Annotated in this window: 15 protein-coding genes; 6 read left to right on the top strand and 9 right to left on the bottom strand. The window is 40.2% G+C overall.

From position 1 onward, the window contains the following. Nucleotides 1–10: 10 nt before the first annotated feature. Nucleotides 11–3,232, bottom strand: a complete 3,222-nt coding sequence (locus tag ACFSR6_RS09100) for a SusC/RagA family TonB-linked outer membrane protein (protein ID WP_379077918.1) — start codon at nucleotides 3,230–3,232, stop codon at nucleotides 11–13. Nucleotides 3,233–3,538: 306 nt separating this feature from the next. Between ACFSR6_RS09100 and ACFSR6_RS09095 the strand changes: the two genes are divergently transcribed. From ACFSR6_RS09095 to ACFSR6_RS09080, 4 genes are all read left to right on the top strand, one after another. After that, nucleotides 3,539–5,665: a prolyl oligopeptidase family serine peptidase gene (locus tag ACFSR6_RS09095; RefSeq protein ID WP_379077915.1), complete on the top strand. Its 2,127-nt coding sequence runs from the start codon at nucleotides 3,539–3,541 to the stop codon at nucleotides 5,663–5,665. 11 nt (nucleotides 5,666–5,676) lie between these two features. Next, nucleotides 5,677–6,165: a hypothetical protein gene (locus ACFSR6_RS09090; protein WP_379077913.1), complete on the top strand. Its 489-nt coding sequence runs from the start codon at nucleotides 5,677–5,679 to the stop codon at nucleotides 6,163–6,165. Nucleotides 6,166–6,366: 201 nt separating this feature from the next. Continuing rightward, nucleotides 6,367–7,377 (top strand): NAD(P)/FAD-dependent oxidoreductase, encoded by a 1,011-nt coding sequence (locus ACFSR6_RS09085; RefSeq protein ID WP_379077910.1) that lies wholly within the window; start codon nucleotides 6,367–6,369, stop codon nucleotides 7,375–7,377. 36 nt (nucleotides 7,378–7,413) lie between these two features. After that, nucleotides 7,414–7,740 carry a 2Fe-2S iron-sulfur cluster-binding protein gene (locus ACFSR6_RS09080; protein WP_229685134.1) on the top strand — a complete coding sequence of 109 codons (327 nt, stop codon included), beginning with the start codon at nucleotides 7,414–7,416 and terminating at the stop codon, nucleotides 7,738–7,740. Nucleotides 7,741–8,045: 305 nt separating this feature from the next. Here the strand turns inward: ACFSR6_RS09080 and ACFSR6_RS09075 are convergent, their stop codons facing one another. From ACFSR6_RS09075 to ACFSR6_RS09055, 5 genes are all read right to left on the bottom strand, one after another. Next, entirely contained in the window at nucleotides 8,046–10,652 is a 2,607-nt protein-coding gene (locus ACFSR6_RS09075; protein WP_379077907.1) for a glycoside hydrolase family 2 protein, read from the bottom strand. Nucleotides 10,653–10,665: 13 nt separating this feature from the next. After that, nucleotides 10,666–12,924 (bottom strand): GH92 family glycosyl hydrolase, encoded by a 2,259-nt coding sequence (locus tag ACFSR6_RS09070; protein ID WP_379077904.1) that lies wholly within the window; start codon nucleotides 12,922–12,924, stop codon nucleotides 10,666–10,668. A gap of 427 nt (nucleotides 12,925–13,351) precedes the next feature. Next, nucleotides 13,352–14,677, bottom strand: coding sequence for an alpha-L-fucosidase (locus tag ACFSR6_RS09065; protein WP_379077903.1), 1,326 nt, complete (start codon nucleotides 14,675–14,677; stop codon nucleotides 13,352–13,354). 26 nt (nucleotides 14,678–14,703) lie between these two features. Beyond that, nucleotides 14,704–16,395: a S41 family peptidase gene (locus ACFSR6_RS09060; protein WP_379077900.1), complete on the bottom strand. Its 1,692-nt coding sequence runs from the start codon at nucleotides 16,393–16,395 to the stop codon at nucleotides 14,704–14,706. A gap of 178 nt (nucleotides 16,396–16,573) precedes the next feature. Continuing rightward, nucleotides 16,574–16,789, bottom strand: a complete 216-nt coding sequence (locus ACFSR6_RS09055) for a hypothetical protein (RefSeq protein ID WP_029280579.1) — start codon at nucleotides 16,787–16,789, stop codon at nucleotides 16,574–16,576. A 251-nt stretch (nucleotides 16,790–17,040) separates the two neighbouring features. Between ACFSR6_RS09055 and ACFSR6_RS09050 the strand changes: the two genes are divergently transcribed. Beyond that, complete coding sequence (locus ACFSR6_RS09050; RefSeq protein WP_379077897.1) at nucleotides 17,041–17,643, top strand: porin family protein; 603 nt, start codon at nucleotides 17,041–17,043, stop codon at nucleotides 17,641–17,643. A 200-nt stretch (nucleotides 17,644–17,843) separates the two neighbouring features. Continuing rightward, on the top strand, nucleotides 17,844–19,676 hold the full coding sequence (locus tag ACFSR6_RS09045; RefSeq protein WP_379077895.1) for an outer membrane protein assembly factor BamB family protein: 1,833 nt from the start codon (nucleotides 17,844–17,846) through the stop codon (nucleotides 19,674–19,676). A 157-nt stretch (nucleotides 19,677–19,833) separates the two neighbouring features. Here ACFSR6_RS09045 and ACFSR6_RS09040 read toward each other — a convergent pair whose 3' ends face one another. The 3 genes from ACFSR6_RS09040 to ACFSR6_RS09030 all read right to left on the bottom strand — a co-directional run bounded on the left by ACFSR6_RS09040 (nucleotide 19,834) and on the right by ACFSR6_RS09030 (nucleotide 26,224). After that, the gene (locus ACFSR6_RS09040) at nucleotides 19,834–21,678 is read right to left on the bottom strand and encodes a RagB/SusD family nutrient uptake outer membrane protein (RefSeq protein WP_379077892.1); all 1,845 of its coding nucleotides are present in this window, start codon (nucleotides 21,676–21,678) and stop codon (nucleotides 19,834–19,836) included. A gap of 11 nt (nucleotides 21,679–21,689) precedes the next feature. Then, entirely contained in the window at nucleotides 21,690–25,157 is a 3,468-nt protein-coding gene (locus ACFSR6_RS09035; protein ID WP_379077889.1) for a SusC/RagA family TonB-linked outer membrane protein, read from the bottom strand. Nucleotides 25,158–25,426: 269 nt separating this feature from the next. Then, nucleotides 25,427–26,224: a DUF4397 domain-containing protein gene (locus tag ACFSR6_RS09030; RefSeq protein ID WP_379077886.1), complete on the bottom strand. Its 798-nt coding sequence runs from the start codon at nucleotides 26,222–26,224 to the stop codon at nucleotides 25,427–25,429. Nucleotides 26,225–26,246: the final 22 nt, after the last annotated feature.

Here is a 26,246-nt window from a genome sequence, read left to right as displayed (position 1 = left end):
ATTTTTAATACTATAAACCAATATTAACACCCAAAGAGAAAGTACGTGATGGAACGAACTGATTTTCGCTATATCCGCCAAAAGTTTGCTGCGGACTTAAACCTTTCATACGTGTAAATGTTGCCAGGTTATCAACCAAGAAAGTAAACGACAATTTGCTTATATCCAATTTTTTGATAACATTCTGTGGCACAGTATAACCAAGGGCAACATTTTTAATTACAAAGTAAGAGTTGTCGTACAGGAATCTATTGCTGATACTGTTGTTATTGTATTGGCTATTGGTATAGTTAATCTGAGGTGTAGCTGTTGGGTTTATCCTGTCAGGCGAGGTTAAAGTCATTCCTTCAGGTACACCGTTCCACGATTTTAAAATATCCTTATGAACTGCACTAGGCGTTGAGGTTACACTCATTAAACCGATATAAGAATAATCGAACCCTTTTCCGCCGATCGAATAGTTAAATAAGGTAGATAGGGTGAAATCTTTATACTTAAAACTGGTATTAAAACTTCCAAATACATCAGGAATAGCAGAACCACTCCAATCACGTTTAGAATAAACGGCATTTCTGGTATAGTTTACACCATTAATATTTACCAGGAACGGATAGTGTGCACCAGTGGTATTGGTTGGACTAAACGCTGCATCATCGGCATAATAAAGTGCCTGACCGGTCATCATGTCCACACCTGCATATTGATATAAGAAATAGTCGTAAATTGAGTGACCTTCCATATATTTAAACGGAGCAGTTATAATACCATTTGCCCTGTTTTCAGGAGGTAATGAAACAATTTTATTTTTCAGGAATGTTGCATTGGCACCAAAATTCCAGGTAAAGTTTGCGTTTTTAACAATATCTACATCCGCAGCAAGTTCGAAACCGCTGTTTCTAACTTTACCGATATTTCTGGTGATGGTAGAAACACCATCGGTTGTGCTGGTGGCACCGGCAGAAAGCGGAAGGTTAACTTTAAAGATCAAATCGTCCGACCCTTTGTCGAAATACTCAACAGATAAGTTTAACCTATTAAAGAAACGCCCTTCCAAAGCAGCAGAAGTAGCTCTTTGGCCTTCCCATTTTAAGTTAGGGTTCTCATTTTGATTTTTGTACAGAGCAGCAATATTGTTATTCTGTCCAATGGCATATAGTGGCATATAACCATAAAAATCTACACTACCAATGTTACCCACTCTACCGTAAGATCCACGGAGTTTTAGATCATTTACATAATGGGAAATTGAACTAAAGAAATCTTCTTTAGAAATTAACCAGGTTCCGCCAACCGACCAGAAATTACCCCATCTGTTGTCTGGGTGTAACCTCGAAGTTCCATCCCTTCTGAATGAACCTTCTACAAAGTATTTTTCCTTGTAATTATAGCGTAATCTGCTTAATAAACTTTCCGTTCTGTCATTATGTTCATAATCGGTCAAGCTTGTAATCTGCGTAAAGTTTACCAGATCAACCTGGCCGGCAAATGTTTCGGTCGTTTTATAACCGTACAGGTAGTTATATCTATAAAAGTAGCTTTCGTGCCCGGCCAGGAAATCGAAGTTATGGTCGTTAATACTCTTTTTATAAGTTAACTGCTGTTGCAGGGTTAATTCATTTCTTCTGTAAATTGTTCTGGCACCTCTTCCCTTATTGCCCTGGCCATCACCAATAGTAGCATTGTTATAGGTACGTTGTTCAGAGTTTCTTAATGAACTGCTGGCTATTGTAGAAAATTTAAAATCTTTTAAGAAACTGATATCTACATAAGCCTGAGAAACCAACGAATTCTGGTAAGTTCTGTCCATATTCAGTTCGTTTTCCCAGATTACGTGACGATTTAAATACTGGGTTCTTGAGTTTATTCCATTGTCGTAAATTTTATTTCCGGAAGAATCTAAAATGTACTCGCCAGTGGTAAGGTTATGCTCATAAACCGGATATATCGGCGCAACGTTCCTGGCGTAGTTCCAAGGGGTGGTAAAACCACTTCCTTCTCCGTTGGTATTGTTCGTAACCTGGTAGTTCCCGTTTAAGCTCAACCCGGCTTTAATCCACGATCTTGGGCTGATGCTTCCGCTCACACGGCCTGTAAAGCGTTCAAAATCTGATGTTTTGATATAACCCTGCTCATCTAAATAACCCAATGAAAAGAATAAATTAGATTTTTCTGATCCTGACTGGCCGCTCAGGTTATAATCCTGACGGTAACCATCCCTGGTGATCGGCTTAAACCAGTCTAAATCTTCAGCGTAGGTTCCTTTTATCTGCGCATTTGGTAACAGTTTTCCATCTGCATCAAATAATTGATTATCCGGTAGATTAAAAATATTGGTTTTAAGGATGGTTGGCACTAAATTCGCATTTACCGTTGCATTGGCCTGTGCTATGGTTAGAGCAGGGTTGGCAGTCATTAACTGGTTACGGTAACCCAAAAATGCAACCCCCATGTATTCCTCCGGCGTTACTTTATCATATTCAGGAATCCCCCTGGTGTATAAACCCTGATTTACCGAAACGTTTAAGTTCGATGTTCCATTTTTTCCTTTTTTGGTAGTAATTACAATTACACCGTTTGAGCCTTTACTTCCATATAAACTTGCAGAAGTTGCATCTTTTAAAACAGAAATTGATTCAATGTCGTTTGGATTAATATCGTTAACACTACCTGTATAAACTACGTTGTCTAATACAATTAAAGGTGCTGAAGTTCCATTGATCGATCCAAATCCACGAATACGGATACTTGGCGCAGATCCTGGCTCACCATAAGAGTTGTTGATCTGCAAACCCGGTGCCGATCCTTCTAAAGCCACCAATGCATTGGCAACAGGTCTTTTGCCAATATCATCAGCATCGATAGAAGAAACTGAACCGGTAATGGCTTCTTTTTTTAATGATCCATACCCTACAACCACGACCTCATCAAGGTTACGTACCGCGTCCTGTAATTTAATGGTATAATTGGTCTGGTCGCCAACGATGATACTTTGGTCCTGAAACCCAAGCGATTTAAATACGATTGTTACGCCTTTGTTTACAGAAAGGCTAAAGTTTCCGTAAAGATCGGTCTGGCTTGATGCATTTGCGCCTTGAATTACGATACTCACATTCGGAATAGCAATGTTTTTGCTATCCAGAACCTTACCCGTAATTTTTTTGCTTTGTGCATAGCCATCAAAAGCTATAAACGAACAAAAAAGGGCAATAAAAATTAGTAAGTTTTGTTTCATACTTATTTTGTTTAGGGATTAAAAATTAGTTTTTAGGAAAAAAAATAGGAATGCCTAGCTAGTTAGGCATCATAGAAGAAATTAATCATGAATAAGTTAGTTTACCGGGTTATCTGGCTGCAAAAATATGAGAATTGGATTTCGATCAAAGGAAAAAATGATTTTTCTTGAAAATCCGTATAATAAATACTACATTACTACATCTAAAACCATTTAGCCATCAAAACTGATCGTATTTTTCAGACAAATAACATAATGATGAAGCAATAATATCCTGGTAATGATAAAAAACAGACAATAAATTATATGAAAAAACAAATTCTATTAAGCTTATTTGCATTAGTTCTGTTTGCCTGCAACCAAGGCAAAAAACCAGCAGAAAAAATAACATTGATGAAATATCCTGAAACAAAAAAAGACAGTACTATAGATAATTATTTTGGCACTGCGATCGCCGATCCGTACCGCTGGCTCGAGAACGATACCTCTGCCGAAACCAAGGCCTGGGTAAGTGCTGAAAATAAAGTAACCCAAAACTATCTTGAACAGATTCCTTACCGGGCTGATATTAAAAAGCGCTTAACCGAAATTTGGAACTATCCGAAAGAATCGGCCCCGTTTAAGATTGGCGAATATTATTTCTTTACCAAAAACGATGGATTGCAAAACCAAAGCATCTGGTTTATAAAAAAAGGCCTAGATGGCAAAGAGGAGGTTTTTCTCGACCCAAATACACTTACCGCAGACGGGACAGCGGCGGTATCGCTGCTCGGGGTCTCTCATGATAAAAAATACTTAGCCTACTCAGTGGCACAGGCCGGATCAGACTGGAGCAATATTTATGTGATGGAAATCGCTACCAAAATGAAATTGGGCGACGAGTTAAAATGGGTCAAATTTTCGGGTGCAGCGTGGAAAGATGATGGCTTTTATTACAGTAAGTTTGATGAGCCTGCAAAAGGAACCGACCTTTCGGCAGCCAATAAGTACCAAAAAGTATATTATCATAAATTGGGCGATTTACAGAAAAACGACCAGTTAATTTTTGAAGATAAAACAAACCCTAACTTATATTTTGGCGCAAGCATTACGGAAGATGAGCGCTTTTTGGTGCTATATGCCAGCGCAGGTACCTCAGGCAATGCTTTGTATTACCAAGATTTAAAAATACCAGGCAGCAAAATAGCACCACTGGTTAAAGGCTATGAAAATAATCACAGCGTTGTCGACAACATCGGCGACAAATTATTGATAAATACCGATTTAGGGGCCGAGAACAGGCAAGTGGTTTTGGTAGACCCGAAAAATGCAGCTCCGAAAAACTGGCAAAAAGTTATTCCGGAATCTAAGCTGGCGCTGGAAAGTATTGGAACCGGTGGCGGATTTTTATGGGCAACATATCTAAAAGATGCCAGCACAAACATTGTTCAATTTGATTTAAAAGGAAAAAAAATTGGTGATGTAAAACTGCCTGCCATTGGTACTGTTACCGGTTTTGGCGGCTATAAAGAAGACCAGGAGTTTTTCTATACTTTTACCAACTTTACCACTCCTAGCAATATCTACCGTTATAATGTTGAAAAGGCTGAATCGATTTTATACAAAAAATCGGAATTAAAGCTCAATACCGACGATTATGAAACCAGTCAGGTATTTTACCCCTCTAAAGACGGAACCAAGGTACCGATGTTCATTGTCCATAAAAAAGGGATCAAACTTGATGGCAATAACCCGGTGTACCTCTATGCTTACGGGGGGTTCCAGATCAGTTTAACACCTTCATTCAGTTTATCACGCATGCTGTTTTTAGAGCGTGGAGGCATTTACGTTCAACCGAGCCTGCGCGGCGGAAGTGAATATGGAGAAGCCTGGCACAAAGGCGGTATGTTGGCCAAAAAACAAAATGTATTCGACGATTTTATTGCTGCAGCCGAATACCTGGTTAAAGAAAAATATACCAATCCATCTAAAATTGCCATTTCGGGCGGTTCAAATGGCGGACTTTTAGTTGGTGCCTGTATGACACAGAGACCCGATCTTTTCAAGGTAGCTTTACCTGCCGTTGGTGTGCTGGATATGCTTCGCTACCATAAATTTACCGTTGGATGGGGTTGGGCTGTTGAATACGGAACCAGCGATAAAAAAGAAGATTTTGATTACCTGATCAAATATTCACCGCTCCATAATGTAAAAAGTGGTGTTAATTATCCGGCAACATTAATTACAACGGCTGATCACGACGACCGTGTGGTGCCGGCACATTCTTTCAAATTTGCAGCAACCTTACAGGAAAAATACAAGGGCGAAAATCCGGTTTTAATCAGGATAGAAACCAAAGCCGGCCATGGAGCGGGTAAACCAACCACCAAATTAATTGAAGAAGCAGCCGATGTATGGAGTTTTGTCTTTCAGAATTTAGGAATGAGTTGGTAAAGCTGTCGGCGATGATGAAAATCCATAGAGAAATTAAAAATAATGAGCTGTATTTATATCAAAATGGGGTGATTATTTACAAAAAATGGCTAGCGACAGGCGAATCAAAAATTTTTGATGTAATGGCATATGATAAATACACATTAGTAAGCTTTAATGAAATAGAGTATGAAAATTCAAATTCATTAGTTATAGTAAAGGCAGAATTGGAATTGAAGTCAACGAGTGTTGGGGGAAGAAAAACTGGAATTATATCAGGCTTCAGGCCCAATCATGTATTCGAATATAAAGAAAATAAAATATTACAAACTTTCATTGGGGATATTAATTTTAGCGAGTGGCCTTCGATAGAACCTGGAGAGAAAAAGAACGTAAAAGTCAGATTTCTTGATTTTCCTTCTCTCCACCCCTATTTAAATCTTGGTCGAGTTTGGAATATCCATGAAGGAGAACGGGTTATCGGGAAAGCTAAAATATTATCCTTTTATGAATCACATTAAGGTAGAGAATGATTTCCCACTAAACCTATAGACCAATTATAATTTGCTTTAGGCCGCCAAAAACCTTTAACTTTTGTTTTTCATCAACTCAAAGCATATAAAATACTGAATATAATAGGATTGCAAAATTATCTAGAATATTTCTAAATAGAGAAATTGATAAGACTTTATTTTGTAACTTTGCATCAAATTTTTTCTTTAATGATCACTACTGATATAGCCATAATAGGCGCTGGTCCGGTTGGTTTATTTGCCATTTTTGAAGCCGGTTTATTAAAAATGCGTTGTCATTTAATTGATTACCTTCCACAGGTTGGTGGTCAGCTGTCTGAAATTTATCCTAAAAAACCGATATACGATATTCCAGGTTATCCTTCTGTGCTGGCTCAGGAACTTATCGATAATTTAATGGAGCAGGCCAAACCTTTCCATCCAACGTTTACTTTAGGCGAGCGTATTGAAGGTTTAGAAAAGCGCGGCGAAGCCGATTTCGTTTTAACCACCAATATGGGTACCGTTATAGAAGCCAAGGTTGTGGTTATTGCCGGTGGTTTAGGATGTTTCGAGCCACGTAAACCAGCCGTAGAAAATTTAGAAAACTTTGAAAACGGCAAGGGTGTAAACTACATGATACTTGACCCAGAGAAGTACCGCAATCAGAAAATGGTAATTGCAGGTGGTGGCGATTCTGCTTTAGACTGGACCATTTACCTGGCAGAAGTTTGCTCTGAACTGACTTTGGTACACAGAAGTGAAAGTTTCCGTGGTGCACCAGATTCTGTTGCCAAAGTAATGGCATTGGCAGAAAGTGGAAAAATTAACCTGATTTTAAACAGCAACCTTCAGGCCGTATATGGAACGGATAAGCTGGAGCAGGTTGAAATTGTTCAGAACCGTACCATGGAAAAAACTGTTGTAGAAGCCGATCACCTGATTCCTTTGTTTGGTTTAAGTCCAAAATTAGGCCCTATTGAAGATTGGAACCTCAACATCAGCAAAAGTGCCATCGAAGTGAATGTCGATGATTATTCGACTAATATCCCTGGAATTTATGCTATCGGTGATATTAATACTTACACGAATAAATTAAAATTAATTCTTTGCGGTTTCCATGAGGCAGCATTAATGAGCCACAGTGCTTATTCTTACATGAATCCTGGTGTGAAATATACAATGAAATATACAACCGTAAACGGGGTTTCAGAATTTTAAGCTTTCTGTTATATTTGCCACAATAAAGAGAGCAAAATGGAAAACAACATTACTATATATATGCAAGAGCCGGATGGCTCGGTAACTGAACATGTTGCACCAACTGACATGGGCCTGAGCCTGATGGAGTTTTTAAAAGCATCAGAATATGATATTCTTGCTACCTGTGGCGGAATGGCGCTATGTGCCACCTGCTGTGTAGATGTTTTGGAAGGCGAAGAAAAACTTAACGAAATGACAGACGATGAGTATGCCATGTTAGATACTTTGCCTGATCTGTTACCAAACTCGCGTTTAGCCTGCCAGTTGCAGCTAAACAATAGTATGGACGGATTAAAAGTAAAATTACATGGCGTAAGCTAGAGCTTAAATAACATAAACAAAAATGGCGATATCAAAAGTATCGCCATTTTTGTTAGTTGAGACTTGCAATCTTGACTCTCTGTATTGTTGATTTGTAATACACCTTAACGATTAAAATCTAAAGAATTATAAACCGCCAACAGAGAACTGCAAACTGATATGGGCGTTACCCAAGCTACGCAAGGGTCGGGCTTTTCAGGGCTACGCTTCGCTCCGGTACCGATGAAAAATCGGTACTGAACCCTTACAATCCCTAACGCCGATATATCGCGATTTAGACCAATGAGAAGTTACCTAATAATTTTCTATTGAATATTTACTTTCTGTTTCTCAACATTCCAGCCGTAAACCTCTATCGCCAGGTTGCTTTGTTTACCGGTATACTCTACAACCACTGTTTTACTTTCGCCAGGTAAAATGCTTACATAATTATCATCGTAAAACGCAGGTAATATCCGTTCGCCGGTATTGCCATTTATTAAAGCAATACGGTTAAAAAAGGCAACAGCGTTTCCGGCAGCGTTACTTAAGGTTACAGCAACTTTTCCGTTCTTCTGATTGATAGCAGCGATTTTTAACGGGGCCTTCTTGATATTCTTCAACCCCGAATATTCCCCATCTTTTCCGGTCAGCCAATAGGTATTCTCGCTTAAAATATTTTGCTTCTGATCTAAAATCCTTAAAGAAACAAATACACCTTCTTTTTTATCCAGTTTGGTTAAGAATTCGTTCAAAGGAAAAAGTCTTCTCACAGAAGACGGACCAACAGAGTTGAAGGCCTGAGAGTAGAAATAATCTTTCCCTTCCATATCATAAGCTTTTGCCTGTACCATTAAGTTGTTCCTCGTAGTAAAACCATTATTTACAATCGTAACCATACTATCTAAAGGATTCATCATCACATGCAACGGTTCGCTTCCTTTCCTTAAACCATATAAACAGGCATTTGGATCAAGATAATAATCGTACATCTGTCCGCGCATGGCTGTCCAGGGGTTTTGGGTTTTCCAGATGATAGAACCGGTGTACCAATCCCACATTTTGTTGGAAAAGCCTTCCATTAATGCCCTATATTGATCATAATTAACCAATTGTGCTTTCATGGCAAAATCTTCTGCACTTTTTGGCTTACCATACGGATTAAGGTATTGCTCGTATGAAATATATTTATGATAATCCCACACCGAATCGGGCTTGGCTTTGTATTGTGGTGCAATAAGGTTTTCTTTTGGGATAAAACGCAACAGCGAAGCATAGTCGCCAACACCTACCGATCCAACTTCTGAGTTATAAGGGAACGTTCGGCTAGCCCAAAAGGTTTTGGTATCCTGTATTCCATAAGGCCCGTCACCATTGCCGCCAATTGAATTGAACGACATTTCGTCGCTGTTAGAAAAATCGAAAAGCTTTCTTGTACCATCCAGGCGTGGCAGAATATCGTTCTTTAAAGGTTCTAAAATATCTTCCGGCGGGGTAATTTCATTTCCTCCGCACCAAAAAGCTAGTGAAGCATGGTTTCGTACCATTTTGATCTGGTCTTCAATCGCATTTAAAGTTAGATTATGGTCATCAGGATAATTTCTGCGTGTCCATTGGTCTTCCTTCTTCATCGGGTCTACCCAACGGCCGTTGCAATCGCCACTGAACCAGAAATCCTGAAAAACCAATAAACCATATTTATCGCAAGCATTGTAAAACTCCGGTCTTTCTAAAATTGCCCCACCCCATATCCTGATCAGGTTAAGGTTCATATCTTTATGGTAACGTACTTCTGCATCATAACGGGCATCGCTAAAACGGAGCATTGCATCACTGATAATCCAGTTACCTCCTTTGATAAAAATCTTTTGCCCGTTTACAAAAGTTCCCATACTCCTGGTATGCTCATTCCAAATATTATCAATCTGGCGAACCCCCACTTTAAGCTGCTCCTGATCTGACACCTCGTTGGCCGTTACAAATTTGATCTTCACATCGTATAAATTTTGTGGTCCATATCCGCTTGGCCACCATAGTTTAGGGTTTTCGAGTTGTAAATCTGGAAATTTAACTATTGTGGTTTTATTGGCAGCAAGGGTAGCCGGCTGCTTAACCAGTTTACCAGCAATCTGATATTGTAAAATGCCCGAAACAGGTTTATTGGTTGGATTTTCAGCTTCGACCGAAACTTTAATACCAGCAGGATTCTGTTTGCCTTCCGGTAAACGTTTACCCGGCACCAACGTGATTACCTGTGGGTTTTGGATATTGATGCTTTTGGTTTTTTCGATCGTTACCTTATCCCAGATCCCCGTATTACGGTCGCGGATGGGCTGTATCCAGTCCCAGCCAGCAGTATATTGCGTGGTTAACCCTTTGGCAATCGTTCCGTCTCCGCCCTGGCCTCCATTAGGATTACCGGGAAAATCGGGTGGATAAACAATAACTGCAAGCCTGTTTTTACCATTTGCAGCAAGCAGTTTCGTAATATTGTACTGCGCCCTTAAATGCATGCCCACCTGTGTTTTGGCATTTACTTTTTTCCCGTTCAGGTAAATCTCAGCCTTGTAATTTATCCCCCTAAACTGTAGCCAAACCTGTTCATTGCCAATGGCCTGCTCCTGAAAATCTTTTACAAACCAATAGGTATAATAATCGTTGCCTGTTTTATATACATCTGGTATTTTTTCATTGTTCATCCCATAAAATGGATCAGGAACTTTTTTATTGTTTAACAAGGTGGTTAAAACCGTTCCAGGCACTGTTGCGGGCATCCAGCTGTTAAGTGAAAAACCGGGCTTAGAAATTTCTGGCCCGGTAGACTGCGCATCTTTGATATTGGCGCAAAGCCAGCCAGAGTTTAATTCGTAACGCTGTTGTGCATTTCCGTACAGCACCGAAAAAAGCAAAAGGAATAGAAATGTTTTCTTCATTATTTTTTTAACATTATTGATTTGAAACAGGCCTGTCTTCAGGTTTTACACCCCAGGTTTCCGATGGTTTATTTCCCATGTAAATCTGAATATTTCCTCCGGCAACTATGGCTTTATGAAGAATATATGACTTGTTATAAGGTTTCCCGTTCAGTATAATTTTTTGGATGTATTTGTTCTCAGCACTGTTGCCAATTACTTTGATGTTAAACTTTTTATTACCTGCCAATGTAATGGTTGCATGGTTAAGCAAAGGGGTTCCAAAAACATAAGCACCGTTTGCGGGATTAACAGGATAAAAACCCATCGCCGAAAAAACGTACCAGGCACTCATCTGGCCCACATCTTCGTTACCACATAATCCATCAGGTTTTGAAGAATAAAAATCGCGATCGATTTTACGGATCATGTCGGCTGTTTTCCACGGCATACCCGCATAAGTATATAAATAGGTAATGTGGTGACCAGGTTCGTTACCCTGTGCATAATTCCCGATCAGGCCCGAAATGTCGGGAGAACTGTTTTCGCCCAGATCAGCTTTTACCAAAAACAATGAATCCAATTTATTTACAAATGGTTTGTCGCCGCCAAATAATTTAATCAACCCTTCTACATCCTGGGGCACCAGCCAGGTGTATTGCCAGGCATTTCCTTCGGTATAATCATCTTCGCGGTGTTTGGAAGCCACCGGGCTGAAAGGTACTCTCCATGTGCCATCGGCTAATTTTCCTCTCATAAACTGCACATCTTTATCAAAATATGCTTTATACAGCTCTGCTCTTTTGCTGAAATATTGATAATCTTTGGTTTTGTTCAGTGCTTTGGCAAACATTGCGATACAATAATCATCAATGGCGTATTCCAAAGCTTTTGCAACTGATTCATTTACTTTATCGGCAGGAATATATTTTAACTGCTGAATATAATCGATACCATCAGTTTTTTGCATGGCCGATTGCTTTACCGCTTCAAAAGCCAGGTTTACATCAAAGCCCCGGTACCCTTTTAAATAAGCATCTGCAATAACAGGAACAGCATGATAACCGACCATGGTATTGGTCTCGCTTCCCATTAAATGCCAAACCGGTAATTTTCCCTGCTGTTTATAAATGGCCAGCATGGTATTTACCACATCGCTTACCTTTTCAGGGTGAAGGATGGTGTATAATGGATTAGCCGCTCTGTAGGTATCCCAGAGTGAAAAGGTGGTAAGATTATTGAAATTTGCTTTTTTGTATACCTTTTTGTCTGTTCCACGGTAATCTTTATTTACATCGTTAAATAAAGATGGTGCGATCATAGTATGGTATAGTGCGGTATAAAATACTTTTTTAGTCGTATTGGATGCGCCAATATCAACTTTGGAAAGCTCTTTTTCCCATTTTGCATCAGCATTTTTAACCGTTGAGGCAAAATCCCAGCCTGGTAATTCTGTATTTAGGTTTAAAATGGCATTTTCTGAACTTACCGGCGATAAAGCAACTTTTACCTGTAGTTTTTCATGGTTAATGGCATCAAAATTAACAACTGCCTTTAACTTTTTACCCGATAATCCGGCACCGCTTTTAACTACTGTACTATCATAAAGCACAAGGTTTTTAATTGGTTGCGAAAGTTTAATCACAAAATATAACCGTTGATCGCTGGCCCAGCCTTTCGAATTACGATGCCCTACCAGGGTGGTAGCATCGAGCTGCTTCAATGAAGCAGATACAGGCGCATCCCATCCAATGCCTTCAATTAAATCGATGATGATATGGGGGTTTTCGGCCCCTTTTTTAAAGGTATATTGATGAAAACCCACCCGCTCGGTAGCGGTTAGCTCGGCTTTAATATCATATTTATCGAGCAGTACGCTGTAATAACCTGCTTTTGCCACTTCATTCTGATGTGAAAATTTAGACAGGTAACCATGCTGATCATCGGCAGTCTTACCTTTCTCTAACAACAATTTACCTGTTGCCGGCATGATCGAGATATCACCCAGATCACCGATTCCTGTACCACTTAAATGAGTATGTGCAAAACCGGTTATGGTATTACTGATATAATTGTAACCACTGCACCAGTCCCAGCCCTCAAAAATATTGTTTGGCCCGAGCTGCACCGCCCCAAAAGGAATATTGGCACCTACAAAAACATGTCCGTGCTTTGCCGATCCGATCAGTGGATCTACATACTGCGTAAGCTTGGCTTTCTGCTGTGCACAAACACCAAATACAGACAGAGAAGTGGTTAAAAATAGAATAAAAGAGGTTTTATTGAACTGCATGTGTGCTTATAATTACTTACATTGAATTTAAAACCCTAAAAGTAAAACGTTTTACGTTTATTTTATCATAAAAGTGACAAAGAATATGTTGAAATAAAGTAAAAGCATTGGATTTAGAGGCTGTTTCATGGGCTTAGTTGTCATTCTGAGCTTGTCGAAGAATCTCTTTTAAAACACCTTAAGGCGTTTCGACAGGCTCAACGTGACAAATTAGAAGAGAAATTATACCTTATGATACAGCCTCTTTGAACATGAGAAATCGTTCATTGCGGGAAGGCTTTTTTGGCATACAAAGCAATCTTATTTACCATATAAGGAATATAAGAACATTTAAGCTTATGTGCCCTTAAATTTCTTATATGGTTGAAACTAATAGTTAATAGAAAGATCCTTCACTATGTTCAGGATGACAACGAGTATAACTCTTTTAACCGATCTCCAATACTATCACCTGGTCGGGTTCTGATTCATTTGGCACCGTAGTAATTGTTAATGTTGATTTTTTTAGCGTAAAGTTTACCGCACTTTTATCGCTTAATAAATATGCTTTTTTAATTTTCTTCAACGGAATGTTTTCCAAAGTAAGCGTTGTCGTTTTTCCATCTGTTAAATGGATATAAACTTTCTTATCGCTCTGCGTGATGCTTCCCCAGGCCTGCGGTTTTATAAAGCCAGCCTTTGTACCGTAAATGCTTTCGCCATATACCTTAAGCCAAGCACCTAACCCGGCCAAACGATCCTGAAATTCAGGCTGTATTTTACCGCTGGGCATTGGACCGATGTTCAGTAAAAGATTGGAACCCAAACTTGCTGCTTTAACCAGCATGTGCACCAGTTCTTTATTCGATTTGTAGTAAGTATCGCTCAAATTATAGCCCCATGAATTTGAAATGGTTTCGCAGGTTTCGAGTGGTAGTTTATCCGAAGCCTTTTGAAAACTTAAACCCGACTTATTTTCGCCGGGAAGATCGCGTTCGAACATCTGAAAATCTTCTCCTGCAAAGGGACTAAGGTGATGGTTATTCCCAATCATACACTGTGGCTGCAGTTTGTGGATCAGTCCGTAAATTTCATTGTATTTCCAATCAATCCGCGATGTTCTGTCTTTTGATCCTTCCGGCGCGGTCTGGTCCCAATGCCCGTCAAACCAGATTCCGCCTATTTCGCCATAATTGGTCAGCAGCTCGGTTAATTGGTTTTTCATAAACTGCAAATAGCTGGCGTAATCGCCTTTACCCGTCCTGCCAGAGTTCTGACCTGTACGGCCCGTTTCATACGGATAATCTTCCCTGCGCCAGTCCAACAATGAATAATACAGGTATAATTGTATGCCTTGTTTATGGCACTCATCAGCCATCATTTTTACAATATCCTTTTTATAAGGCGTATTCATGATGTTGAAATCAGAATATTTCGTATCCCACATACTAAAGCCATCGTGGTGCCTGGTAATTAGCGTAATGTACTTCATTCCGGCATTCTTTGCCATACTCACCCATTGTTCGGCATTAAACTCAACCGGGTTAAAAAAATCTTTCAGGTTGGTGTAATTATGAACATTCAGCTTCCGTTCGTTCATTACCCATTCGCCGCTTCCTGGTATACTAAAAGGCCCCCAGTGTATAAATAAACCAAAACGGGCATCGTTAAACCATGCTCTTTGTTTTAAATTAGAGGCTGTAGGAGTATAATCCTGCGCTTTTAACTGTAAGGCAATTAATAGCACAAGGCATAGTAAGGTCAATTTCTTCATAAGAACAGCGGCTATGTTTTTTTTATTTAGTCTATCGATGCGGTGGCTTTGGTTGGTTTCCCAATCACCTTATAATTTCCATCTCCTTTTAAAATGGCCAGTATTTGCGATTGGTTGGCAAAAAGGTTTTTTGCTGCTGCCAATTCTTTATCGTATTGAAAGCTCTGTTCGATTCTTCCCTTTTCGTAAAAATAACGGCTTACAATCTGTGTTTCCAAGACTCTTTTAATTTCTGTTTTATGGCTAACCAGGTCGGTTTTCTTAGAAGAAGTAAGTTTATATTTAAGGTTTTCGAGATCGGTTTTTACTTCTGCAGATTTATTTTCTTTTTCAGCCTCTGCACGCAGATCAGAAAGCAACCTTTCCGTGCGGCTTTGATAAGAAAGGTCTTTATCGGCCAGGCTGCTGGAAAATGTAGCATAATCGGCATCTGATAATTGAAACGTTCTGGCTGAGGCTAATGTTGGTTTTTCTTTCCGGTATTGATTGGCATAATTAAAGAAAAGGCTTTTATTGATCATCGAAATGGTAACCGGGCTTAACTTGGCTGCATCAACCACAATATCGGGATAAACGCCATTGCCACTATATACATTTCTACCAGCCTTGGTTTGATACATGACCATGGTAGAATCAGCAAAACGCTCGGCCACGCCCTCTGCATTTTTATGTGCGTAATCCAGTTTTTGGATGCACCTGCCTGATGGCGTGTAATATTTCGCAACCGTTACTTTAACCAAACTATTATAAGGTAAGTTGAAAGTCTGCTGAACCAGTCCTTTTCCATAGCTACGTTGCCCGATAACGATGGCACGGTCTAAATCCTGTAGGGAACCTGCAACAATTTCGGATGCCGAAGCCGAATTTCCGTTCACCAATACCACTAAAGGAAGCGATGTAGAAACCGGTGCATTAAGGGTTTTATAGGCAATGGTTTTCTCTACATTTTTCCCCTTTTGAGTAACAACGAGCTGATCTTTATTGATAAAGAGGTTTACAATTTTAACCGCTTCCTGTAAAATACCACCGCCATTATTCCTTAAATCCAGGACCACACCTTTCGGATTTTCTTTTTGAATGGCCAAAAGTGCATCTTTTACTTCCTGGCCAGAGTTTTCCAAAAACTTATCAAGTTTGATATAACCGATACCATCACCAACCATCCCTGAATAGGATACATTCGGCTGTTTTATTTCTTCGCGGACCAGTTTTTTGGTCATTTCTTTTCCATCCCTGATCAATACAAGGTCAACTGCTGTACCTTTGGGTCCGCGCAATAACTGGCTAATTTCCGGGCGGTCTTTTCCTTTTACGGCAATACCATTGATGCTCAGTACCTGATCGCCAGCTTTAAGATCACTTTTATTTGCAGGATAACCCTCGCTCACTTCGTTAATAAACAGTTTTCCATCAATAAAAACGGTACCTGCACCAATACCACCGTACTGGGTACTTACATATTTCAGTTTATAATCTTCTATTTCCGATTCGGGAACATATTCGGTATAAGGATCCAAACTATCCAACATGGCATCGATCCCTATTTTCATCAATTTAGGGGCATTGGTATCATCAACGTAATTGATGTTGATTTCCTTATAAAGCGAAGCAAAAATATCCAGGTTTTTCGAGACCAGAAACAAATCTTCTCTGAAAGAAAAAGATAAAACAGCAAGGCCAAAACCAAGTGCTAAAAATTGATATTTTAGTTTCTTCATTTCCTTATGTATTTATTCCATCAGTACAGAACCAATTGAAAGCCTGTTTTTGGAAGATTATTTATTGATATAGTACGAAAGTAAATGTACAAAAAGCCGTAAATATTAAAAACAGCTTATTTGGTACAAGCGTAAATTAAGCGTTACGCTAAAAAGGAAAGATAAAGCAATAAAATTATTAAAGTCTGTTGCCTTTTGTATCAGCCAGCGCCTTTTGAATGGTAAATTCGATATAAGTACGGTCGCGTTTAACCAAACGCATTAAATCTTCGATCAATTGATCTTCTTTGCCTGGTGTAAAATCTAGGGGCTCGTTGGCCAGATCGCGGTATTTCCTTAAAAACTTAGTTTTTACTTTAAATGCGGTTTCAGAAGTAAGTTGAAAATTAGCCATGGCACATTTTATTTGATGCAAAAGTAAAAAATATTTGCGGAGGTCAATACCTTTTTATGTGATGTGACAAAAAAAGTGGAGATTCGCAAATTCTTTTTGCACGATAATTGTGTTAAAAGCGCGTTATACAACCTAATGGGCATAAAACCCAATAGTGTCAATTTTAAAACAAAACCATAAGTCGAAAAAAACATGCTTAACATGCAGTATTAGTCGTTTATGAACTTTAATCCCTAAAAAAAATTAAACAAATGAAAAAGATTATCTTCTCTATTGTTTTCCTAACCTTAGGTTGGGCAACATCACAGGCACAAACGTTTAATCTCGGTGTAAAAGCCGGAGTTAACCTGGCTAAAATTAATGCAGATTTTGCAAGTGAGGAAAACCGTTTAGGTTATCAGATCGGTGCATGGGCACGTATTGGAGGTGCCAGTTTTTATGTACAACCTGAAGCTTACATTGGCAGCAAAGGCAATAAATTTATCAGTGTTCAGCAGGATAACGGGAATGAGGTAACAGCAGAAGGAAAGGTGAAATTTACCACTTTGGATATCCCGGTTTTATTGGGTACCAAATTCGGTGCTAAAAATTTAAACTTCCGCTTAATGGCAGGTCCGGTTATTTCATTTGTTTTGGATGAAAATTCGTCGTTTAACTCGGCTTACCAACAGGCAACTGATTTTAGCAATTACAAAAACCAGGCATTGGGTTTACAAGCTGGTGCAGGTGTAGATGTGGGCAGTATTTCAGTTGATTTACGCTACGAAGCCGGTTTATCGAACATCAGTAAAAGCGAAAAATACAGCCAGAAACCTAACCTTTTCCAATTGAGTTTAGGATTTAAGATTTTGTAATTTACAGGAGAACAAGTATAAAAGGCGGCCATTGGTCGCCTTTTTTATTAGGGATGTTAGACCTTTTCAAACTCCAGACACCGTCTTCAGACTTCGGAGCCCATTTTAGCCAAACTTAACACGTAAAATCGATATTACAACCCATTTTAAACCCCAAAAAATGCCGATTTTTATGGTTAACCATTTAACGAGAAAAGACCATGAAACACCGTATTCTTTTACTGTTTGCCATTTTATTATCGCTTGCCGTAAAAGCCCAAAATTTTAAATACGCTTTTGTTACCGATACACATGTAGGTTCGCCCACAGGGGAAGAAGACCTTAACCGAACCGTTGCAGATATCAATAGGCTAAACGATATCGATTTTGTAATTATTACGGGCGACATTACCGAAATGGGCACCAATAATGAGCTCAAACTGGCCAAAGACATCCTCTCTAAATTAAATAAGCCTTACCACATTATCCCCGGGAACCACGATACAGGGTGGTCAGAATCAGGAGGTGTAAATTTCATTAAGGAGTTTGGCGCCGATAAGTTTATTTTCGATCATAATGGTTATCGTTTTATTGCCTGCGCATCAGGACCTTATGTACGGATGAGTGACGGACATATTCCAAGAGACGCCACAGTTTGGTTAGACAGTGTGCTTAAAACCACTCCTAAAAGTATGCCCATTATTTTTGCCAATCATTACCCCCTGGATAACAGTTTAGACAACTGGTATGAAGCAACAGACCGTTTAAAGAAATACAACATTCAATATGCAATATGCGGTCATGGACATAATAACCACCCCTTTAATTTTGAAGGCATTGAAGCCACCATGGGCCGTTCTAATTTAAGGGCTAAAGACAGTATTGGGGGCTATAATATTGTGAGCATGACCAAAGACACCGTGTTTTTTCAGGTCAAAAAGCCAACACAGGAAATTCTTGCGGTTTGGCGTAAGATTGCTTTGAAAACGTTTAAGGCTGATCAGAAAAAATACGACCGTCCTGTTTTCGCACTCAACACTAAATATCCGGCTACGAAAGAAGTCTGGTCTTACCACTCCAATGCCAACGTGGTAAATACGCCCACCTATGCTTCGAACAATGTTATTTTTGGGAACAGTTTAGGTTTAGTGGAAGCCTTAAATAAGGTTACCGGCAAAAAAGTATGGACATTTAAAACCAAAGGCGCTATCTACTCTTCTCCGGTAGCCGTAAACGGAACCGTTATTTTAGGTTCGGGTGATGGAAACATTTATGCACTCAACGCAAAAACCGGGAAAGAAATCTGGCATAAAGCAACAGCCAATTCGGTATTGGGATCGCCGGTGGTTAACGGCCAACAGGTATATATTGGTGGCAGCGATAACACTTTCAGGGCCCTGGATGTTAAAACAGGAAAAGAAATATGGGCATTTACCGCAGTCGAAGGTACCATAGTAGGCAAACCGCTTATTTACCAGGGCAAAATTATTTTTGGATCGTGGGGAAGGCATTTGTACGCGCTCGATATTAATACCGGTAACCTGCTCTGGAAATGGAATAACGGCCAGGCAAACAGGATGTTTTCGCCGGCAATGGTAACGCCGATTGCCTATCAGGGCATTGTATACATTGCTGCCCCCGATCGTTATTTAACAGCTATTGATGCTAAAAATGGCTCTACTTTGTGGCGTAATAAGGAAGCTACGGTCCGTGAATCAATCGGCCAATCGGCAGATAGCACGCTTATTTATGGAAAAACCATGCAGGATGAGATTGTGGCCTATAAGGCACAGGCGCAAGATCCGGGCATTTTATGGCGCTGCAATGTTGGTTTTGGTTATGAGCATGTGCCCTCAATGCTGATTGAAAAAGATGGAAAGGTCTTTTTCGGTACGAAAAACGGTGTGATCTATGCCATTGATCCTCAGCAGCAAAGTACTGTTTGGGCACACAAGATCGACAACTCCATGATCAACACGGTAAATGTGATCGACGGTAAAAATATCCTTACCAGTACCATGGATGGCAAAGTGGTTTGGCTGAAAACAAATTAACAGGCATAAGAGGCCTACCATACGTATAAAATGTCACCCTGAGCCCCTCGAAAGACCTTTTTAAATCTCTTAAAGGCATTTCGACAGGCTCAACGTGACAAATTAGAAGTGAAATTACACCCTATGATATAACCTCTGTCAATTATTTCAGATCATATTACCAGCCTGCAGTTTGTGTAAGTTTAAAGCCTTTCTCCTGGTATTGGATAATCTGTGCCTGTCCGACAGGGGCCAAATAAGCTCTGTCTGTAAATGCATTCCTATTCGTAGCGTTGGTAACCATCCAATAACCAACCATAGCCGCAGCATTCGTACCATCATAAGTAACAACAGTGCCATCGGCTTTTTTAACCTTAACGTTCCGGGCTGTTGCGTTTGCCGCCGTTAAATAGCTTGGTGCCTCAGCCTGTACATTTACCCATGGCCCGAGGAAATAATCGGGATTGGTACTGAAATCCATATTATTAAGTTTTTTCCAGCGTTTTAAATCCAGTAAGCGGGTGTGCTCGAATACAAACTCCATACGACGCTCTCTGCGGATTTCCCAGATCAGATCAGGAACATCAGCATCTTTTGCAGGATCGACCGGAAGAGCACCTATTGTTAGCGGCGCTGTTTTTAACACCCCTTTTGCGGCGGCGGCGGCATCCAGCGGACGATTCCTGATGGCATTTATTGATTTATTCAGATCGGATTGCGTGATGGCCGCACCTGAATAATATTGCGCCAATACGGCTTTTGCTTCTATCCAGTTTAATACAACCTCAGCTAACCTCATTACCGGCGCGTCGCTGGTATTGGTATTGCTGCCCCAGGCAGCCGGATAAGTTTTACCGATATAAGTTAAAGCCTCTCTTGATGCAAATTTAAACCCATAAAGCAAAGTTGCCGAAGGCACCAGGGCTTTATCATAAAATGACGCTTCGAAACGCGGATCCCTTGTTTTTACCAGGTCGGCAATGGTAAATGAATTAGCACCTGCAACTGACGAATTTTGCCACACTTTTCCATCATTGAGAAGAAAAGATTTGATCAAAACCAGGTTGGCATCAACGCCAACTACTTCGGTTCCGTTTTGATAGGAACCTATACTGTGTGTAACAGCTAAGGCAGCATCATAGGTCCGGTAAAGCAATACTTCCGGGTGCCCGGCTAAGTTATCGCTTGAGAACAACGACTTAAAATCGCGGGTAAAATTATATTTATTGCTATTGATTACATAATCGCCTGCTTCAACAGCAAATTCCAAATATTTTTTGGCCCTTGCCGCATCTAAGCCATGATAATGTTCATAAGTCCCTTCGAATAACATAAACCTCGAGATAAATGCTGCGGCAATATATTTGTTTAAAAACTGTGCCCCATCATTATCACGCATGTTGGCCATTACATATTTAAAATCGTCGTACACCTTATCCATCACCACCCCTCTTGGATCCCTGTCTTTATATAAAGTTGACAGATCGCTATCCAGAACCTCTTTATCAAAATAAGGTACATCACCAAAAACACTAACCAAGCGGCTATATTCAAAGCCCCTAAAAAAACGGGCAACAGCTGTCCAGTGGTTATAAGCTTCAGTAGTAATTTTCGGTTTTGCCAAATCGTTTAAACGGGCCAGCATTACATTTGATTTTCTAATCCAGGCGAAATCCCATGTTGGACCAGCATAAGTACCTAACCAGTCGGCAGCTTCAGAAACAGAGCCCCTGGTTGTAGGCACACTGCTTTCAAAACTGGCCTGTGCATTTTTTCCGGTCAAATCATCCGAGAAAGTATAACCCCTTACCGGTGCATAATCTACTCCAAAACCAGAATTATATCCATTAAAATAGTTGGTATAATAAGCGTTGGCATACATGCGGATATCATCCTCACCACGCCAGTATTGTCCATCTATATATGAAGTTAGTGGCGTACGGTCTAAAACGTCCTTATTACAAGATACCAGAAATAGGGCGGCCATAATTGGCAAACCATATATATATTTAAAACATTTCATCTTCTTAATTTTTAAAAATTCAACTGAACACCAAACGAGACACTTTTAAAAGCAGGGATTCCGGTTCCTGTACGGCCGCTATTGTAATTTGATTGATCCCATACAGAATACCCATTAATGCTTTCCGGATCGATCGGTAAATCTCCTAAATGATCCCAGGTAAAGAAATTCTCGAGCGCAGTATACACCCTAAGCGAAGTGATTCCCACTTTTTTGGTCAGCATTTGCGGGAAGGTATAACCAACGGTTAAATTTTTCAATCTTAAATACGCCATATTTAACAAATACCGATCCTGAACCTGCATGTTATTGGTGGTTCCGCTGGCGGCATTGTTGTAAGCTGCAGGATAAAACGCATCAGGCGTTTGCGGTGTCCAGTAGTTACCAGCAATGGCTTCTGGCATGGCACCATCGGCAGAGTTAAAACCCGGGATGGCTAAAAATCCGGCGCCCCAAATTTTGCGGCTTCCCACACCCTGAAAAAACGCACTGATATCAACGCCTTTAAAATCGGCACCCAATCTAAAACCATACTCATACCTTGGATTGGAATTTCCAATCACCTCTAAATCGCCGTGATTAGCCAGCGTGCCATCTCCGTTGCTGATTTCTCCATCGCCGTTTACATCGATGAACTTAACATCTCCTGGGCCAAAGAAAAAAGTTGATGAATTTTGCAAAAAAGGCTGATAAACTGGCTTTTCTCCATTTGGTCCGGCTTTTAATTTATAAGCCTGCTTGCCGGCATTTAACTTACTCTCGGCATTGGTTAAGGTAATTAAAATCGGTTTGCCCGAACTATTCAACTCAAAATCGCTGGTCTGATATAACCTATCTGTACGGTATCCCCAGATTTCGCCAATATCCTTACCGTTATAATTGCCCGTAACCTGTGTTCCGGAGCCATAGGCACTTAATCTGGTTTTCGCATCAGAAACATTTCCTTTGAAATTGATACCCAAACCATTTTTAAACCTGTGGTTGAAATCTAACGTTAATTCCCATCCCCTGGTTTGTAAGGCTCCAAAATTACCTTGTGGCGCCCCTGCTCCAAAAGTAAAGGGAATACCCTCTTGAGGCACAATCATATTATCGGTATTTCTTTGGAAAACATCAAAAGAAACATTTATCTTATTATTTAACAAGGTTGCATCCATCCCTAGATTGGTCGTTACAATATCTTGCCATTGAATAGCTCCCTGAATTGCGTTTGGCGTACCTACAAAATTTACTTTGGCACCATTTGCACCAATCCAGCTCGACTGTCCGCTCGGCATGATTGGGATGTACAAGTTATTCGGTACTGTCTGATCGCCGATTGAGCCCCAGGAACCTCTGAACTTTAACTGATTTAAGATCGGTTTAGTCCAGGCCATAAAACGCTCTTCGCTGGCTACCCAACCCGCAGAAAATGAAGGGAACCATCTCCACTGCAGATTGGTCGGAAATTTTGAAGAGCCATCGTAGCGTAAGTTGGCTTCGATAAGGTATTTGTTTTTAAAGGCATAATTGATACGGCCAAAATAACCCAGTTGCGCCTCCCATTTTTTATCTGATCCTGCAATATCTATTCCCCCTGGTATAATTCCCATTACTGCCGAGGAAGGAATTACAGTTTGCACACCTGTACCAAACCTAAACTGCGGATTATAGATATCTGCCAAATTGGTGATCTGACCAAACTGCGATTCTGCTGTAGAAGCTACACGGTTTAAACCTAAAATAAACTTAAAATCGTGACCTTGTTCCAGGTTTAAGTTATAGGTGGTAAAAGCATTAATGGTATGACTAAAAAAGTTCGTGGCAGACCGTGCATAATGATCAGGACTCGAGCCAGGTGTAGTGTACATATCCAATGACAAATCGTAAGCAGCCATGGCACCGGCAGTTGTGCTAGATACCACCTGCCCCTGATCGTTTACATAAACAGGTGCACCGCTTGCATCTAAACGTGCTTTAGGCGCTACCCATGAATTTCTCGCGGTAAACCGTGTACCCGGTCTTTTCCAGTCTTCATTCTGGTTGGTAAAGGTATAATCAAAATCTACCTTCCAGTTTTTCATGATATTAACCGTAGTACCTAAGTTTACGTTGGCATAATTTAATAAAATGTTGGCGGTATTGGCCGAAGCAACCTCACTTTCGGGACTACGGATCATATCTCCATTTTCATCCCTGCCGAGCGGATATAACGAGCTCCATCGATATAAATACAACCACGGATCGGCAGTAGTAGAGTTGGTGGTATATGCATACTGCTTATTTCTTCTTGAATAAAGTGCGCCGCCACGGATAGTAAGGTATTTATTAATCTCACTTGAGATCTTAAACGAAGCATTATACCGTGTAAAGCGGTCTTCTTTAGCTGGCTTTAACATTCCGCTTTGATCAAGCAAGCCAAGCCCTATATTATATGATGTTTTTCCGCTTGTACCGCCAACCGATAGGTTGTGTTGTTGGGTAGGTGCCCATTCTTTGATCATATAATCGTAAGGATCATAAGTCCTCACACCCATTTTAAGGTTAGCGCCCTGCACATACCAATCTCTTCCAAACACGGTAGGATCGTCCGGGCCGATTGTACCACCATATTTTTCTTTCCAGGCCACAGCTTTTTCATAGCTTGCCCTATCTACATAATAAAATGCACCAACCGGAGTGGTTACGCCTACACGCTCAGCTGCATCAACAGTATATTTCAAACCGTTCACGTCAGCCATTTTTAAATCTTTCCAAACGTTTTGAAATGAAAAGTTGTTCGAATAAGTGATGGATGGCTTATCCGAACCCGAACCTTGTTTAGTGGTTATTAATACCACACCAAAAGCAGCCTTGGCACCATAAATTGATGCGGCAGCAGCATCTTTCAAAATGGTGATCGATGCGATATCGTTGGGATTAACCAATTGGATACTAGGAATTTCGACATTATCCACCAAAATTAATGGAGAACTTCCACCGGCAAAGGAAGCCAGCTGCCCCCTGATTTTGATTATCGGATCAGAACCGATTTCGCCACTTGGAACGGTTACACTTAAACCAGATGCCGCCCCCTGAAGCGCCCTGCCTACATCGGCAATCGGCCTTCCTTCCAGGGTCTTTTTCACATCAATGGTAGAAACTGCTCCTGTAAGATTGCCTTTACGCTGGGTTCCATAGCCCACCACCACAACATCATCCAGTCCTTGCGCATCGGTTTTTAGATTTACATTGATGATTTTGGCAGTCCCAACAGTTTTTTCGGTAGTTACATAACCAATATAAGAAAATACCAGTATACTACCGTTTGCAGCACTGATGGAGTAACTTCCGTCCACATTGGTTTGTGCAACAGTAGTGCTACCCTTAACCCTAACAGAAACCCCTGGTATGGGCCCATCTTCTGATGTAACCTTACCTGTAATGGTGATCTGTTGCGCAATGGCATGGGCCACCAGCAAAAACACACCAAGAAAGATTGAAAGTAATTTTTTTTTCATAAACACTAGTTAACGATGTTTGTTGTTAGTTCGGATTCATAAACACGCACAATAACGCATATTTCTGAATTTTAAGTAAATATCATAATTGTTTTCCACTTATTTGCAAACATTTGAGTAGCAAACAATGTAATTAGTTTGATATTATTGCAAAAAACCGCAAAAAAGCGCAATTAAATAGGCCCTAATCTTATTTTAATGCGATAAACTTTTAATAAAAAAGCCACCACTAAACTAGTGGCGGCTTAACCAAACAACAGAGACAAAAATTATCTGATCAGGAAGAAGGATACATATGGCCTTCGTGGTGCAGTAGTAATGCCATTATAGCCACTGGCAAAAATGGTATATACCCTTTGATTTAAGAATGTGCTTGCGCTGGTGTAATTGGCCAAAACAGTTGCTGTTGTTACAGCCGCCCCAGCGGGCCTGATTTTCCAGGTTTTTGATTGTGCCGATCTTAATTTAATCTCATTGGTAATACTCAAATAATTCACATTACCCGCAATCAGCGAATCTTTTGTATTATCAGTAGCACTGGTTCCATAATACAGATCTACCGATGGGACATTGGGCATCAGGTTAATAAACCTGTATTTACAATATGCCGTATCGGGTCTGGCAAAACTCTCTTCTGTTAACACGTTTTTGGTAAAGGCAGCAGTATCTGTAATGTGGGCAACATAGTTCTTGCCCGCCTGGATTTGAAAAGTGGCGCTGTAAAGAACCAGTGAATCTGTTCCGTCATCTTTCTTTTTGGGAAGGATAATGGAAAGTTTTAAATTTCCGGGGCTTACCGCAAGAAAGTCGGCAGTAGAACTCCCCCCAGTATTATACCCGCCACCAGGAAAAGGAGTGCGGGCTGTAATTACATTACTCACCCTTTTATCATTAATTTTAATGGCTATTGCGCTATTGTTATAATAATAGGAGACATAATTTACTTTCAACAAAGCCTGATCGCTGGTTAGCTTTTCAGTGTCGCCATAATCGAGTACATTTTTGGTGCAAGCTGTTAATGCCACTGCAGTAAACAGACCCACAACTAAATAAGAAAATATTTTCATCTTGATATTTTTTAATTAATAA

Source organism: Pedobacter vanadiisoli (assembly GCF_042684385.1).
In the GTDB taxonomy this organism is placed as follows: Bacteria; Bacteroidota; Bacteroidia; order Sphingobacteriales; family Sphingobacteriaceae; genus Pedobacter; species Pedobacter vanadiisoli.
This window is presented reverse-complemented; position numbering and strand designations above follow the sequence as displayed.

Excerpts from the sequence above, each read along its gene's own strand:
- ACFSR6_RS09085 (WP_379077910.1), top strand. The coding sequence starts at position 6,367 with ATGATCACTACTGATATAGCCATAATAGGCGCTGGTCCGGTTGGTTTA.
- ACFSR6_RS09045 (WP_379077895.1), top strand. The coding sequence starts at position 17,844 with ATGAAACACCGTATTCTTTTACTGTTTGCCATTTTATTATCGCTTGCC.
- ACFSR6_RS09055 (WP_029280579.1), bottom strand. The coding sequence starts at position 16,789 with ATGGCTAATTTTCAACTTACTTCTGAAACCGCATTTAAAGTAAAAACT.
- ACFSR6_RS09080 (WP_229685134.1), top strand. The coding sequence starts at position 7,414 with ATGGAAAACAACATTACTATATATATGCAAGAGCCGGATGGCTCGGTA.
- ACFSR6_RS09035 (WP_379077889.1), bottom strand. The coding sequence starts at position 25,157 with ATGAAAAAAAAATTACTTTCAATCTTTCTTGGTGTGTTTTTGCTGGTG.
- ACFSR6_RS09070 (WP_379077904.1), bottom strand. The coding sequence starts at position 12,924 with ATGCAGTTCAATAAAACCTCTTTTATTCTATTTTTAACCACTTCTCTG.
- ACFSR6_RS09095 (WP_379077915.1), top strand. The coding sequence starts at position 3,539 with ATGAAAAAACAAATTCTATTAAGCTTATTTGCATTAGTTCTGTTTGCC.
- ACFSR6_RS09065 (WP_379077903.1), bottom strand. The coding sequence starts at position 14,677 with ATGAAGAAATTGACCTTACTATGCCTTGTGCTATTAATTGCCTTACAG.
- ACFSR6_RS09030 (WP_379077886.1), bottom strand. The coding sequence starts at position 26,224 with ATGAAAATATTTTCTTATTTAGTTGTGGGTCTGTTTACTGCAGTGGCA.
- ACFSR6_RS09060 (WP_379077900.1), bottom strand. The coding sequence starts at position 16,395 with ATGAAGAAACTAAAATATCAATTTTTAGCACTTGGTTTTGGCCTTGCT.
- ACFSR6_RS09100 (WP_379077918.1), bottom strand. The coding sequence starts at position 3,232 with ATGAAACAAAACTTACTAATTTTTATTGCCCTTTTTTGTTCGTTTATA.
- ACFSR6_RS09075 (WP_379077907.1), bottom strand. The coding sequence starts at position 10,652 with ATGAAGAAAACATTTCTATTCCTTTTGCTTTTTTCGGTGCTGTACGGA.
- ACFSR6_RS09040 (WP_379077892.1), bottom strand. The coding sequence starts at position 21,678 with ATGAAATGTTTTAAATATATATATGGTTTGCCAATTATGGCCGCCCTA.
- ACFSR6_RS09090 (WP_379077913.1), top strand. The coding sequence starts at position 5,677 with ATGATGAAAATCCATAGAGAAATTAAAAATAATGAGCTGTATTTATAT.
- ACFSR6_RS09050 (WP_379077897.1), top strand. The coding sequence starts at position 17,041 with ATGAAAAAGATTATCTTCTCTATTGTTTTCCTAACCTTAGGTTGGGCA.